Below are 13,437 nucleotides of genomic sequence, written 5' to 3'. Positions count from 1 at the left end.
AAACTTTAATAAAATAGAGAAATACAAATCACTCTACATATCAAATGCCCTACCTGCCTGAGTAATAATATAAAGAAAAATGTCAAAAATATGTTTTTTGCTCACTCTTTGTCTTACTCAATATTTTTTCTTCGTTTAGAAACAATGACACCTGAAATAATGACTAAGATCGCTAAAATACCAGTAGATGTAATTTCATGTGTATGTTTCGGATCAAAAAACATCACCGTCAATGCTACTGCAATAAATACGATCACCGCCCATGTAAGATATGGATACAACCACATTTGCATACGTATAGCTGTACCACTTTGAATTAACTGCTTACGCATTCTTAATTGAGAGACAGCAATGACCAAATACACCAACAAGGCTATTGCACCCGAGCTATCTAACAAAAAGTTAAATACTGCTGCAGGAGCTGCATAGTTTGCAAAAGTACATAAAAATGCGACTGCTGTTGACAGTAATACTGCATAAGCTGGCGTTCTTGATTTATTCAGTGTTTGTAAAATTTGTGGTGCATCACCACGTTTTGACAATGAAAACACCATACGTGATGCAGTATAAAGTGCTGAGTTTAAACAACTTGTCACTGCAGTAAGTACAATAATATCAACAATTAATTTGGCATAAGGGATATTCAGTAGTTGTAATACCGCTTGATACGAGCCCATTTTTGCAAGCATTGGGTCATTCCAAGGCACTAAGCTCACTACAATAAAAATTGACAACAAGTAAAATAATGCAATTCGCCAAATCACTGAATTTGTTGCTTTAGTAATTTGTTTTTCAGGATCTTTTGATTCTGTGGCTGCAATTGTTACAATCTCAGAACCCATAAATGAGAACATTGTTGCAAGCAAAGCACCGAGCACAGCTCCCCAACCATTAGGTAAGAAACCACCATGTGCATATAAATTACTCACACCACTTACGTGAGGATTGGACGAAAAACCAAAAATTGCAGCGAGTCCAATAAAAATAAACGCAATAATAGATACGACTTTAATGGTTGAAAACCAAAACTCAAATTCACCATAATTTTTAACGCTAAATAAGTTGGTGATCGTCAGCACCGCTGTTACGACAAAAGCAAACACCCAAATAGGAACGTCAGGAACCCAAGAGTTCATTATCGCAGCTGCCGCATTGGCTTCAAAAGGAATCACTAAGACCCAAAACCACCAATACATCCAACCAATCGTAAAACCTGCCCACTTGCCAATTGAACGATCTGCATATGTTGAAAATGAACCACTGTCTGGTTGAGCAACTGCCATTTCAGATAACATTCGCATCACCAGTACAACCAACGTACCTGCAGCCAAATAAGATAAAAGTACAGCAGGACCTGCTGACGCAATTGCATGGCCTGAACCCACAAACAATCCTGCACCAATTACCCCTGCAATAGACAGCATGGTTACATGCCTATTTTTTAGCCCCTGAGAGAGGTCTTGTGAAGTTTCTTTTGTCATAAGATCACCAAATCCATTGTAAATATTTTTATTACATTCTTACACTAAGAAAGCACATATAATGCCAATCCAAGAAGACTAGCTATATTTTTAACTATAAAAAATAAAAACAACCAACTATTGTTTTTTATTTAATCAAATAAACCTTACTTTAACCTAAAAATAGAAGTTTAAACCAAATTAACTTCAGCATTCACTTTCAAAAAACATAAACTAAGACCCAGATTTACAAACGATATAGTCCTAAAAGCACCAAATAAGTGCACACTAATACGCTTGATCAAATAGCAATGGAACTTTAGCGGCTGTTGCAATACGGTTCATATAACGTAGTGTTTGCGGTGCAAACTGTATACACGCAACAATACTCAAGCTACGTAACCATGGAAATATAATAAAATCTGTTAAATTAATATGCTCGTGTTTAGAAATTAATTGATCTAAAGCAGCCAATTGTTTATTCATCATTGGAATATAAATATCACTTTGCTCAAGCAATGCATCTAATGCGCCAAATACCTCTGTTTCTCGTTCAATAAAAGCTTGTCGTGATATAGGTGTTGAAATTTCTGTAAAATCTGCACGGACAAAACGAGGCACAATTAATTTTGTAATGAGCTTTAAATTACTATCGACCCATGCTTTTAATTCACTATTAACAGGATCTTGTGCGTAACGAGGTTCGTTCAATGTATCTAGATAATGTACAATATCTAGACTTTCTGTCATATATTGACCATCTGGACGTTGCAATATGGGCACCACTTTTTTTCCCACCAAATGCATCGGAGTTTCAGCGTCCCCCTCCATAATGACAGCATATTGCATGGGTAAGTTTTTAAAACCCGCAATCATTCGTACTCTCAAGCAAAATGGGCAGTGCTCATAAATATATGCTTTCATTACGATGAACTCTTTTAGATGAATATTTTTATCTTACGCAATGCCCGTAACTCTGCAATACTTATCTGCAATTATTCAATAAATAATAATGCTAAACGCACTTGATCATATCCCATACGAGGCTGGGTGAGCTCTACAATTGGGCGTAGTTTAATCGAACCGCTCTCGGAAAAATGGTCTGAATCTTTAGATTTTTGCAGTTTTTTATAAATTTTTCTCACTTGTTCAACGACATCTCCACCAGGGCTTGCTGTACTAATATCAAGACCATGCTCTTTTTGAAGCTTTTCTAAATGCTTAATAATGGTCGATGGTGCTAAACCACGCTCTTGAGCAATATCTTGAATATCGTAACCATTTTCAAATAAATCTCGAGTCGCCTCTAAAGTATTTAAGTTGAGGGTACTTTGGGCATGCTGCGTAATTTTGTTTTTATTCTTCTTAATTTCAACCTCATTAAGCGTACCACCACAATGCCTTATAAACGCTTTATGTTGTTGCTCTAGATCAGTATTTTCAAAATGTTGCTGCGCTTCTTCAGATAACTCTTGAAATCTTCGATCTGCTTTCATAGCAAGTGGATCTAGTGCCAATGCTTTTGCATCAAAACCAAGCAACCTTAAACCATGAATTGACTTCAGACGTGACAATGCAACATAGCCTTGCCCATTTTCAAAGGTATTAGAAAGGTTAATTTCTGCAGCATCTAATGTCATTCCTTGGCTTTTATGAATCGTAATTGCCCAAGCCAATCGCAATGGAATTTGTTGAAAGCTCGAAATAACTTTACCTTCTTCATTTTCAACAGACCATGTTTCTGGTGCGACCAATAAAGTTGTACCATCTGTAAGCTGTACTTCTGGTAATAAACCAAACTCATCGTCATCTTCAAAACCAATTACCTCACCCAAACTGCCATTGATATATCCCATATCAAAGTTATTTTTAACGAACATGACTTTAGCATGTTTTTTTAATACTAGCGTTTCGGGTGCCCTCACAGATGATTTTAACGTTTCTAAGAGCTTAGCATTACCTTCTAATGTCGCTGGAAAAGTATGTGATTCTTGGCTTAATTGCTGTAAATGTTGTTCATTTAAGCTGTCTACATCCATATTATGGGTATACAGACGAGTATATGTTTCACCAATTTTTTGCTGCTTTGTTTCTTTCAATGCCAACTCATGCGTTGTCGTAATTGAGGCTGAACGAATGGCATTTAAAATTTGGTTGAGTGTTTCATCTTCTTGACGATGTTGCTCTGTGAGATAGCAAATTCTAAATTTGGCTTCAACCCATGCTTCAGACATAAAACAAAATTTGTCTCTATTACGTTCACCTTGGCGACCTACAGGAGGTAACTGAAAGAAGTCACCCGCTAAAATTACTTGTATACCACCAAACGGTTCATCACTTTCTTTAAAATACTTTAATACCTGATTGACTAAATTGAGCTGTTTGGCATGCAGCATAGAAATTTCATCAATCACTAAAACTTGTGCACTTTCTAAGTGTTCTTTTAAATATTTACGCTCTTTCATACGCTTAAGATCATCTTGTGTTAGATAATCTTTAATACCTATACCACTCCATGTGTGAATCGTCATACCATTCATATGCGTGGCTGCAATACCTGTAGACGCTGTAATCGCCACAGTCACTCTGCGCTCTTTTAGGTATTGTATATATTGATTCAGTGTGTATGTTTTACCTGCCCCTGCCGACCCTGTCAAAAATACATTTTCACCTGCTTTTAATAGTTTCAACGCAGTTTCTTGTTTCATACGGCCACTTCAAAAAAATAATTTAGATAGCCTACCTACTTTTCTAGCGAATGTTAAGCTTTTAGCCACTAAAAGCTGTGCTAATATACTTTATCGCTTACGCCATCTCACACGAATAAAGGTATTGCTTATGCATCACTCGCATCAAATAATTTATGCCATAAAACATGTTGCTTTTGAGGACTTAGGCTCACTTGAAGATATTTTTTATGCGCATGGCTATCGTGTACGTTATTTCGATGCAGGCGTTGACTCACTCGAAACTGCCCTAAACTATGAAGGCTTAACTGTTATTTTAGGCGGTCCAATTGGTGTCAATGACAGTGCAAGTTACCCTTTTTTAAAGCACGAATTAGCCTTACTTAAATTACGTCTGATACATAATAAACCGACTTTGGGCATTTGTTTAGGTGCTCAGCTCATGGCAAAAGCTTTAGGTGCTGACGTATATGCAGGTCAACATAAAGAAATTGGCTGGGGTCCATTAGAAGTTATAGGCCATAACAACATTTTATCGCCTTTGGCAGATATTCCCGTATTACACTGGCACGGCGATACCTTTGACCTACCTACTAGAGCCAAATTACTGGCGAGTTCTAAATACTACCCGCATCAAGCGTTTCAAATTGGTCAAAGTCTAGCATTACAATTTCATTTAGAAATAGATACGTATTATATTGAACAATGGCTCATTGGGCATCACCATGAACTTTTTCACCATAAAATAAATATTGATCAAGTCAGAGAAGAGAGTGAAAAATATGGTGACCTATTAAAAGCAGCAGCAAAACAAGTCATTACGCAATATTTACAGCAAATTCACTATCAGAGTTTATAAATATGTTGTAAGACATATCTCATTCAAATCATGATTGACTGATCGTACACTCAATAAATCTAAATAAATGGGTCACCTAGGTATCCCTAATATATAAAAGATACAGCCCATGAAATATTATTTATGTACGATCCACGCTATTTTTATAAGTACATACCTTTATTTTTCATGGCACCAACCTTTCGTAAAAGTTAAATAGCATTTGACTTCATCATGGCAGTACTTAAAATAGCGTCTTAACAATGTGATGTGATGTGATGTTTAAAATGACGAGTAACAATCCAATTGACCCTCAAATTGTCGAACTTGATGATTTGCACGAGCATCGTGAAATTGTGACATTTATGCGCCGTTCTTCACCATTGAACACCTCACAGCGTACTGCACTTGAACAACACCAAAACTTTATTTTATCTTACCCTGTCGGTGATTTACGCCAATACTTTGAGAAGCCAGAGCAGCCTCTGACTGTAGAAATTGGCTTTGGTATGGGAAGATCTCTCGTACAAATGGCATCTGCCAACCCTGAGCGTAACTTTGTAGGTATAGAAGTCCATGTACCGGGTATTGCACAGTGCGTATATGAAGCAGGTATTGCAAATCTCAACAACTTAAAAGTACTCGATGCAGATGCGATTCATGTACTGAAAGCCATGCCAGACCACAGTATTAACTGCATACAGCTTTATTTCCCAGACCCTTGGCAGAAAAAGCGACATTTTAAACGCCGTTTTGTTGCACATGAACGTATGGCATTGGTTGAAGAAAAACTGGAAATGGGTGGTACATTCCATTCAGCAACAGATTGGGAACCTTATGCAGAATGGATGTTAGATGTGCTCGATAACCGTCCAAACCTAGAAAACCTTGCAGGGCGTGGCAACAGCTACCCTCGCCCAGATTGGCGACCACTCACTAAGTTTGAACGTCGTGGTATTGAAGCAGGCCACGTGATTAATGACTTTATTTTTAAAAAAATAAATTAAAGTCATACTCTTTTATTTTTTATCAGATGGAATTTTTACATGTCGATGCTGAATTTGCTCACTCAATAATTGGTACGTAGTAGCATAGCTTGGCATGTATTGCTGCAAAAACTCTAGATGTTGCTGTAAAATCCCTTCATCATGTCGCATCGCTGGCCCTGTTTGAGCAGTTACGGGGTCAATTTGCGTCGCTTTTTGTGCAGTTGCCAAAATGAGTGGGGCAAGAAGTTTAAAATCAACGCCCTGTGCTTGTACAATCTGCTGTGCAATATCATAACAATAATTAGAAAAGTTACAGGCAAAAACCGCAGCTAAATGTAAACTTAAACGCTGTGCTGAACTATATTCATACACTTTTTTTGATAACTGCTCGCCTAGCTCGTACAAAATATCAATATTTTCGACAGCATTCGCTTCAATAAAAATAGGAACATTTGACCAATCTATCTGAGATCCCATACTGAAGGTTTGCAGTGGATATAAAACACCAGCATTTTTTATGTGATCAGAAATCACTTTTACATCTGTGCTACCAGACGTATGTACCACTAAAAAACCTGATGATTTATCTAACTTAGAAACAACGTCTTTAATGGCTTGATCTGCAACAGCAATAATTAAAAGGTCTATATTTGTATTTATATCACTGATATCAGTTAATGCACGTGCACCTAATGTGTGTGCAAGTTGCTCGACATGGGACTGCTTCCGACCACATACATCAACCCATATATGACCATAAGCTTTTAAAGCACTGGCCAAATGCGTTGCGACTCGACCCGAGCCTATGATACTTATACGCATTTTTCACTCCCTATACCCAAATAAATAAAGCGCCCAAAGGCGCTTTATTTGCAAGTCATTACCCATTTATGCTTCTGGGCTGCTTTCTTCAATTAATGGCTTTAATTCGCCATTTTGGAACATTTCAAGAATAATATCACTACCACCAATCAATTCGCTTTTCACCCATAGCTGAGGGAATGTTGGCCAGTTCGCAATTTTAGGCAATGTTGCACGAATATCTGGATTATCTAAAATATTCACATAAGCAAACGGACGACCAATTTGACTGAGTGCCTCTACCGCACGTGCAGAGAAGCCACACTGTGGAAATTGTGGTGTACCTTTCATGTACAATAACACTGCATGTTTCGCGATTTGTTCGTGAATCAATGCTTCTGTGTCGCGTGCTTGTTCAGTCATTTTTGTTCCTTAGTTCATTTACACTTCATTGACTATGATAACGCATAGATGTTGTCTTGTGTACAGCTTTTCAGCAAAGACATGATGCAGCATTAACGATATGCTACAAAGTGTACGGCGCCAAAAATAGCATGAGATTAATTCACAGGAACAACCAGTGTCGGATCAATTGCTTTACCATCCGATCTTACTTGGAACTCAAGCATGACACGATTGGTACCAGACGACCCCATTTGAGCAATTTTCTGTCCTGCTTTTACTCTTGCACCACTTTGTACAAGCATCATACTGTTGTGTGCATACGCACTAATGTAACCATTACTGTGTTTAATTAAAATGAGATTACCAAACTCTTTTAAACCATCATCTGCGTAGACCACTTGACCATCTGCAGCAGCAAATACTGGATCTCCTACCTGACCTGCATAGCGAGTACCTTTAATGTTTTTGCTTAAGTCATATCGTGCAATGACTTGACCATTTGAGGGTTTGACCCAGTGTAATGCATTACTCGCCACAGGTGTCGCAACCGATGGGACTGTTTTAACTACAGGAGGTGGGGTAACTTTTACAATGTCTGCAGGTGGTAGCGGAATACTTTGCGTTTGAATCGGTGGAATACTTTGTGTACGTACTGGTGGTGTCGCTTGTTGTGCGTTGTACCCAACACTAGATGGCTCTGCAGAACCTTTGAGCTTTAAATTTTGGTGAACGTAAATGGTATATGGTGCAGGAATACCATTCATTTGAGCAACAGTAATATAATTCAGCCCATATCGAGTTGCTATGCCACTTAAAGTATCGCCAGGTTTTACAACATAAGCTGCAGGCGCAACCTGAGTCATTCTCGTTGGTGAACTAATTTCAGGTTTAGATGCACACCCCACCAATAAAACACTCATTAAAGGCAACCCAAGCAACACAGTACGAGAGAATTGCCATACACTTTGGTTGGTCTGTTTTTTTATTAAAATTGACATTACTATTCCTTATTCTTCAAACGATTGGTTTGATGAGTCTAAGACTAACAAAAAAGCTATCACAGGTTGTGAAATAAATACCTATTTTCACAAAGCAATAACATCAATACATTGAACCATCTAAACCATAGGTTCAATAGCTTGTTTTAATTGCTCCAAAATCGCATAATTTGTTGCATCCATTTGTATAGGTGTCACACTAATATAACCGTGATTAATCGCATAAAAATCAGAAACCTGACCCGTACCTTCATCTAACGTTTCAACAATTGCTTCACCTGCAAGCCCAATCCAATAAACATGATGTCCTCTTGGGTCTACATGACTGGTAATTGGTTTAGCTTGTTTACGTTGACCTTGATACGTCACTCGTGTGCCTCGAATTTGCTCGGCAGGTAAAGAAGGAATATTTACATTTAAAATATGACGTTCAGGTAGCTGTGGCAATCCTTTCAAAACAAAGTTATGGACCCATTGGGCCGCATATTCAAATGCATTGGGTTCCTGGTAATCATTACGTTGTTGACCCACCAAAGAAACAGCAATTGCAGGTTGTTTCATTAAACGCCCTTCAAATGCTGCACCAACTGTACCCGAGTACAACACATCATCACCCAAATTAGAGCCACTATTAATACCGCTGACCACTAAATCAAACTCAAAATCGAACAGACCATTCATAGATAAATACACACAGTCTGCCGGTGTACCATTCACAGCCCACACATCTGGCATAATTTCTACAGGACGCAAAGGTCGATCTAAACTCAGCGCACTTGAAAATCCACTTTTTTCAGACTCTGGCGCAACAACAATCACTCGGCCTAATGGTTTTAGCGCTTTGGCTAAAGCTTGAATGCCCGGAGCAAACACACCATCATCATTTGAAACTAAAATATTCACAATTCACCACCAAAATTAAAAATAAATAAAAACAATATCTTATAAAATCAGAATATCACTATGTTTTATTTTTACACATAAAAATGCCGACTATAAAAATTTAAACAACACTTTATACAGCTTTTATACAGTTTATTGCTTTCATTCTAAAGAAAGTTGTTTAAGATCATAAATATCTTTTAAAAATATGATGTATTGAAAGTACGACTTATGATGAAAAAACCATGTATCCGCACATTCACTGCCTACCTCATGAGCAGTATTTTATTTGTTTTGCCTGTGAGTCAATTACAAGCCAAAACAACAGAGAGCGATGACAAAAATATCGATGTAACCCCACAACAAGGAGGTATTACTGACGAAGAACTCGCAGCTATTTATGTACTTTCTGAACTATGTACAGACTACGGATTCAAAAAAGATCCAGACTATCGCAGTGGCTATGCCGAGCTGGTTAAAGAAAATATGTCTGGAATACAAAATCCTATTAATGCCTTACAACTGCGTGCAAAACAAAAAGATTTTAAACCCTTTTTAGAGCAAGCTAGACAAGATGCAAACAAAGCTGGTGAGGCTGAAAACAAAGAAATTTGTAAAGAAATCTCTTCTTTAGCAAAAAGCCCTTAAATTCTGCTAAAGACAGGGCAAATAAGCACATAACACATATAGAAGTTAGCCAAAATTTGCCCTACAATGCCCACCTTAATTACACGACTCTAACCATTGGAATGATCCTCAATGAGCAGAACAAGCACCCTTGCTGCGCTCCTACTTTTACCATCACTGTCGTATGCAGCAACTGTACTCTCTTCACCACCTGAATTAGATAACAAATCATATGTCCTGATGGATTATCAGACAGGACAAATTCTTGCAGCCAAAAATGAGAATGAAAAGCTCGCTCCTGCATCAATGACTAAAATGATGACCAGTTACATCGTTGAACAAAAACTTCTCAAAGGACAACTCACAGAAAATGAAAATGTGAGAGTAAACGAAGATGCTTGGTGTCGTGGCAATCGCTCAGAATCATGTATGTTTGTCCCTTTAAATGGTACAGCTAGTGTCATGCAAATGTTACGCGGTATTATTGTCCAATCAGGTAATGACTCTGCTAAAGCCATGGCTGAGCACATTGCAGGAAATGAAGGTACATTTGCCCACATGATGAACCAAGAGGCAAAACGAATTGGGATGCAAAACACCAATTTTATGAACTCAACAGGTTTACCTTCTGAGGGACACTACTCCACAGCCAAAGATATGGCTGTTTTGGCACAACATATTATTCATGACAGTGCAAAGTACTACCCAATTTACTCAGAAAAAGAGTTTACCTTTAATAATATCAAACAAGGTAACCGTAACCCATTACTCTACACAGACCCTACTGTAGATGGCTTAAAAACAGGTCACACTAACGAAGCAGGCTACTGCCTCACAACATCAAGTAAACGTGGACCAATGCGTTTAATTACGGTTGTTTTTGGTGCACCGAGTGTGAACGCACGTGCAATACAAACACGTGAGCTATTGGCTTGGGGATATGCAAACTATGAAACAGTTCGTGTAAAACCTGCAGGCCAAACCCTTAAAAGCGTAAAAGTATGGTTTGGTACAGACAATGAAGTGCCTGTAGGCTTAGCAGATGATTTCAGTGTTACTATGCCAAAAGGTCAAGCTGGCGACATTAAAACAGACTTACAGATTTCAACTGCTTTAAATGCCCCCCTGCAAAGTGGGCAAGTGATTGGGAAATTGGTTGCGTCTCTTAATGGTAAAGTCATTTCAGAAAAACCTGTCGTTGCTTTAAAAGCAGTCGAAGAAGCAGGTTTCTTCTCTAGAATGGTTGACCATATCAAACAATTCTTCAGTAATTTATTCTAATTTACGAGCAGGCATAGCATCATGTACTTAAATTGCGTAAAATACGCTTTTTTAGCGCATGGTGCATCTAAGCATGGCAAATGATTGGTCTACACATGTGACGGTTGCCACTGTCATTGAAAAAAATGGGCAATACCTGTTTGTTGAAGAACATAGCGAAGGTATTGTACATACTGTGTATAACCAACCTGCTGGTCATGTAGAGTACAATGAAACGCTCATTGCTGCTGCGAAAAGAGAAACTCTAGAAGAAACAGGCTATTGTGTTGAAATTGACCACCTCGTTGGCATTTACAGCTATACCCCACCGATGGCCCCAGATCGCACATACTTTAGATTTTTTTTTGCTGCACACATAGTTAATGATGTCGCAAATACAACTCTTGACCCAGATATTATTCGCACTGTTTGGCTAAGTAAAAAAGAATTAGAAAATACAGCTCAAGCACGTAGCCCTTTAGTACTTAAATCCATTCAAGATTATGAAAAAGGTCAAAAATATCCTTTATCAATCATCTATGAACACCCGTTTTCTTCTCAACCTACTTTAAATTTGGATACATAGTCCTATGCAACAACGTGTCATCGTCGGTATGTCTGGTGGTGTAGATTCTTCTGTTTCTGCGGCTTTATTACTTCAACAAGGCTATCATGTTGAAGGTTTATTTATGAAAAACTGGGAAGAAGATGATGGCACCGAATACTGTACGGCACTAGAAGACCTCGCCGATGCACAAGCTGTCGCAGACAAACTTGGCATTACTTTACATACAGCTAATTTTGCCATGGAATACTGGGACCGAGTGTTCGAACATTTTCTTGCAGAATATGCAGCAGGTCGTACGCCCAACCCAGATATTTTATGCAATAAAGAAATTAAATTTAAAGCATTTTTAGACCACGCCATGACTTTAGGTGCAGACTTTATTGCCACTGGCCATTACACACGGCGTGGTGAAACACAAACTAATGCTCAAGGTCAAAATTATGCCCCTTTACTGCGTGGTATAGATCAAAATAAAGACCAAAGTTATTTCCTACATGCAGTTAATGGTCAAGAAATTAACAAAACGCTTTTTCCTGTGGGTCATATTGAAAAACCTGAAGTTCGCCGTATTGCTGAAGAACTTGGCCTTGCAACTGCCAAGAAAAAAGACTCTACAGGCATTTGCTTTATTGGAGAAAGACGTTTTAACGACTTCTTAAAACAATACTTACCTGCACAACAAGGGAAAATTGTACTCGAAGATGGACAAGAAGTTGGTGATCATCATGGCCTCATGTATTACACCCTCGGACAACGTGGTGGTATTGGCTTAGGTGGCATTAAAGACAGTCAAGAAGGCGCTTGGTTTGTACTTTACAAAGATTTAGAAAATAATCGCTTAGTTGTTGGTCAAGGCCATGAAAATCCACTCATGCAAAGTACAATACTTTGGACCACTGCTATAGATTGGGTTGCAGGCGAGCAAAGCATTCCCAATACAGGTTTTCGTTGCACAGCAAAAACTCGTTACCGCCAACCCGACCAAGCATGTACGTTATTTATAGATGAACAATACGGTGTTCGCGTAGAGTTTGATGACCCACAACGTGCAGTTACACCAGGTCAAAGCGTGGTGTTCTACACAGATGACGTGTGTTTAGGCGGTGGTGTTATTCACCATAGCAATGCACCAACCCCGGACTTTATTCACTCATAAGAGGATAGACAGGCATGGTTGATCAACCATTTCAACAGCCTAGCATACTCACCGATGCTCAAAGCAGAACCCTTGCGCTTGCAGGGGTATTTCAAGCGGCTCAACTCACGCATTTGACTGCGCTTGCAGGTACGCAACGTAGTAGCGATAGTTGTGCTTTTTATTTTGAGCAACTCATTAAAGCCAGTCTAAACATACGCCCAAGCTCAAACCAACCATCAAAACTAAATCCACTTGATTTATTTGGACATTTCAACTCACTTACCCTTGGGCTACAAAATTTAGAAGACAGCGTGAATCAACCATTTTCACCACACCATAAAGCAAAAACACCCAAATTACCCCAAGCAAAACTTGCGACTACGTATGCCATTTCACTCCTGCAATTAGAAAAAAAAATCTACAGTAACCCTATCTTTGTAGAGAAAATCACTCAAACACAGCAAAAGATACTCAAACAACTGTCTTTTTTTGATCAAAACTATTTACATCCCAGCATTATTGCTAACCTCGCACAAACCTACCTAGATACAGCAGCACAAATAGAACCTCGTATTTTGGTCAGAGGTAGCCCAGAAGCTTTTAAAGATACACAACATACCAACCGTATACGTGCCATCCTATTTACAGGTCTGCAATTGGCTCATCTTTGGCGGCAAATGGGTGGACGGTCTAGACACTTAATTTTCAGTAAACGTAAAATCAAACAAAATATTCATGCCATTGCTCGTATGCAATTTCAACTTGCAGACAAGTAACAATTTTA

At 38.5% G+C, this 13,437-nt stretch carries 14 protein-coding genes; 7 read left to right on the top strand and 7 right to left on the bottom strand.

Annotated features, from left to right (window positions below):
* Nucleotides 1-113 precede the first annotated feature (113 nt).
* From gabP to BLS38_RS03100, 3 genes are all read right to left on the bottom strand, one after another.
* Nucleotides 114-1,481 carry a GABA permease gene (gene gabP, locus BLS38_RS03110; RefSeq protein ID WP_092746879.1) on the bottom strand — a complete coding sequence of 456 codons (1,368 nt, stop codon included), beginning with the start codon at nucleotides 1,479-1,481 and terminating at the stop codon, nucleotides 114-116.
* Nucleotides 1,482-1,748: 267 nt separating this feature from the next.
* Nucleotides 1,749-2,384, bottom strand: a complete 636-nt coding sequence (grxB, locus tag BLS38_RS03105) for a glutaredoxin 2 (protein WP_092746878.1) — start codon at nucleotides 2,382-2,384, stop codon at nucleotides 1,749-1,751.
* 71 nt (nucleotides 2,385-2,455) lie between these two features.
* Nucleotides 2,456-4,168: an AAA family ATPase gene (locus BLS38_RS03100; protein ID WP_092746877.1), complete on the bottom strand. Its 1,713-nt coding sequence runs from the start codon at nucleotides 4,166-4,168 to the stop codon at nucleotides 2,456-2,458.
* Between the two features lie 130 nt (nucleotides 4,169-4,298).
* Here BLS38_RS03100 and BLS38_RS03095 point away from each other — a divergent pair, with 130 nt between their 5' ends.
* Nucleotides 4,299-5,006 (top strand): glutamine amidotransferase, encoded by a 708-nt coding sequence (locus BLS38_RS03095; protein WP_092746876.1) that lies wholly within the window; start codon nucleotides 4,299-4,301, stop codon nucleotides 5,004-5,006.
* A 266-nt stretch (nucleotides 5,007-5,272) separates the two neighbouring features.
* On the top strand, nucleotides 5,273-5,992 hold the full coding sequence (gene trmB / locus BLS38_RS03090) for a tRNA (guanosine(46)-N7)-methyltransferase TrmB (protein ID WP_213030495.1): 720 nt from the start codon (nucleotides 5,273-5,275) through the stop codon (nucleotides 5,990-5,992).
* A 12-nt stretch (nucleotides 5,993-6,004) separates the two neighbouring features.
* On the opposite strand, the gene BLS38_RS03085 is transcribed toward trmB, so the two are convergent.
* From BLS38_RS03085 to surE, 4 genes are all read right to left on the bottom strand, one after another.
* Nucleotides 6,005-6,796: a Rossmann-like and DUF2520 domain-containing protein gene (locus tag BLS38_RS03085; RefSeq protein ID WP_092746874.1), complete on the bottom strand. Its 792-nt coding sequence runs from the start codon at nucleotides 6,794-6,796 to the stop codon at nucleotides 6,005-6,007.
* Nucleotides 6,797-6,862: 66 nt separating this feature from the next.
* Nucleotides 6,863-7,198 carry a Grx4 family monothiol glutaredoxin gene (gene grxD / locus BLS38_RS03080; protein WP_092746873.1) on the bottom strand — a complete coding sequence of 112 codons (336 nt, stop codon included), beginning with the start codon at nucleotides 7,196-7,198 and terminating at the stop codon, nucleotides 6,863-6,865.
* A 137-nt stretch (nucleotides 7,199-7,335) separates the two neighbouring features.
* The gene (locus BLS38_RS03075) at nucleotides 7,336-8,178 is read right to left on the bottom strand and encodes a peptidoglycan DD-metalloendopeptidase family protein (protein WP_092746872.1); all 843 of its coding nucleotides are present in this window, start codon (nucleotides 8,176-8,178) and stop codon (nucleotides 7,336-7,338) included.
* A gap of 120 nt (nucleotides 8,179-8,298) precedes the next feature.
* Nucleotides 8,299-9,081, bottom strand: a complete 783-nt coding sequence (gene surE, locus BLS38_RS03070; RefSeq protein ID WP_092746871.1) for a 5'/3'-nucleotidase SurE — start codon at nucleotides 9,079-9,081, stop codon at nucleotides 8,299-8,301.
* 210 nt (nucleotides 9,082-9,291) lie between these two features.
* Here surE and BLS38_RS03065 point away from each other — a divergent pair, with 210 nt between their 5' ends.
* The 5 genes from BLS38_RS03065 (at nucleotide 9,292) to BLS38_RS03045 (ending at nucleotide 13,429) form a co-directional block, all read left to right on the top strand.
* Entirely contained in the window at nucleotides 9,292-9,708 is a 417-nt protein-coding gene (locus BLS38_RS03065) for an MCR_0457 family protein (RefSeq protein WP_092746870.1), read from the top strand.
* Between the two features lie 111 nt (nucleotides 9,709-9,819).
* A complete protein-coding gene (gene dacC, locus BLS38_RS03060; protein WP_092746869.1) occupies nucleotides 9,820-10,968 on the top strand; it encodes a D-alanyl-D-alanine carboxypeptidase PBP5/6 in 1,149 nt (382 codons plus the stop codon).
* A gap of 73 nt (nucleotides 10,969-11,041) precedes the next feature.
* Nucleotides 11,042-11,533 carry an NUDIX hydrolase gene (locus BLS38_RS03055; RefSeq protein ID WP_425283448.1) on the top strand — a complete coding sequence of 164 codons (492 nt, stop codon included), beginning with the start codon at nucleotides 11,042-11,044 and terminating at the stop codon, nucleotides 11,531-11,533.
* 4 nt (nucleotides 11,534-11,537) lie between these two features.
* Nucleotides 11,538-12,671, top strand: a complete 1,134-nt coding sequence (gene mnmA / locus BLS38_RS03050; RefSeq protein WP_092746867.1) for a tRNA 2-thiouridine(34) synthase MnmA — start codon at nucleotides 11,538-11,540, stop codon at nucleotides 12,669-12,671.
* Between the two features lie 14 nt (nucleotides 12,672-12,685).
* Nucleotides 12,686-13,429 carry a DUF489 family protein gene (locus BLS38_RS03045; protein ID WP_092746866.1) on the top strand — a complete coding sequence of 248 codons (744 nt, stop codon included), beginning with the start codon at nucleotides 12,686-12,688 and terminating at the stop codon, nucleotides 13,427-13,429.
* The last annotated feature ends 8 nt before the right edge of the window (nucleotides 13,430-13,437 follow it).

Source organism: Acinetobacter boissieri (assembly GCF_900096955.1).
Taxonomy (GTDB): Bacteria; Pseudomonadota; Gammaproteobacteria; order Pseudomonadales; family Moraxellaceae; genus Acinetobacter; species Acinetobacter boissieri.
This window is presented reverse-complemented; position numbering and strand designations above follow the sequence as displayed.

Coding starts and splice junctions, on each gene's coding strand:
- gabP (WP_092746879.1), bottom strand. CDS start 1,481: ATGACAAAAGAAACTTCACAAGACCTCTCTCAGGGGCTAAAAAATAGG.
- dacC (WP_092746869.1), top strand. CDS start 9,820: ATGAGCAGAACAAGCACCCTTGCTGCGCTCCTACTTTTACCATCACTG.
- BLS38_RS03095 (WP_092746876.1), top strand. CDS start 4,299: ATGCATCACTCGCATCAAATAATTTATGCCATAAAACATGTTGCTTTT.
- grxD (WP_092746873.1), bottom strand. CDS start 7,198: ATGACTGAACAAGCACGCGACACAGAAGCATTGATTCACGAACAAATC.
- BLS38_RS03075 (WP_092746872.1), bottom strand. CDS start 8,178: ATGTCAATTTTAATAAAAAAACAGACCAACCAAAGTGTATGGCAATTC.
- BLS38_RS03065 (WP_092746870.1), top strand. CDS start 9,292: ATGATGAAAAAACCATGTATCCGCACATTCACTGCCTACCTCATGAGC.
- BLS38_RS03100 (WP_092746877.1), bottom strand. CDS start 4,168: ATGAAACAAGAAACTGCGTTGAAACTATTAAAAGCAGGTGAAAATGTA.
- mnmA (WP_092746867.1), top strand. CDS start 11,538: ATGCAACAACGTGTCATCGTCGGTATGTCTGGTGGTGTAGATTCTTCT.
- BLS38_RS03085 (WP_092746874.1), bottom strand. CDS start 6,796: ATGCGTATAAGTATCATAGGCTCGGGTCGAGTCGCAACGCATTTGGCC.
- trmB (WP_213030495.1), top strand. CDS start 5,273: ATGACGAGTAACAATCCAATTGACCCTCAAATTGTCGAACTTGATGAT.
- grxB (WP_092746878.1), bottom strand. CDS start 2,384: ATGAAAGCATATATTTATGAGCACTGCCCATTTTGCTTGAGAGTACGA.
- BLS38_RS03055 (WP_425283448.1), top strand. CDS start 11,042: ATGGCAAATGATTGGTCTACACATGTGACGGTTGCCACTGTCATTGAA.
- BLS38_RS03045 (WP_092746866.1), top strand. CDS start 12,686: ATGGTTGATCAACCATTTCAACAGCCTAGCATACTCACCGATGCTCAA.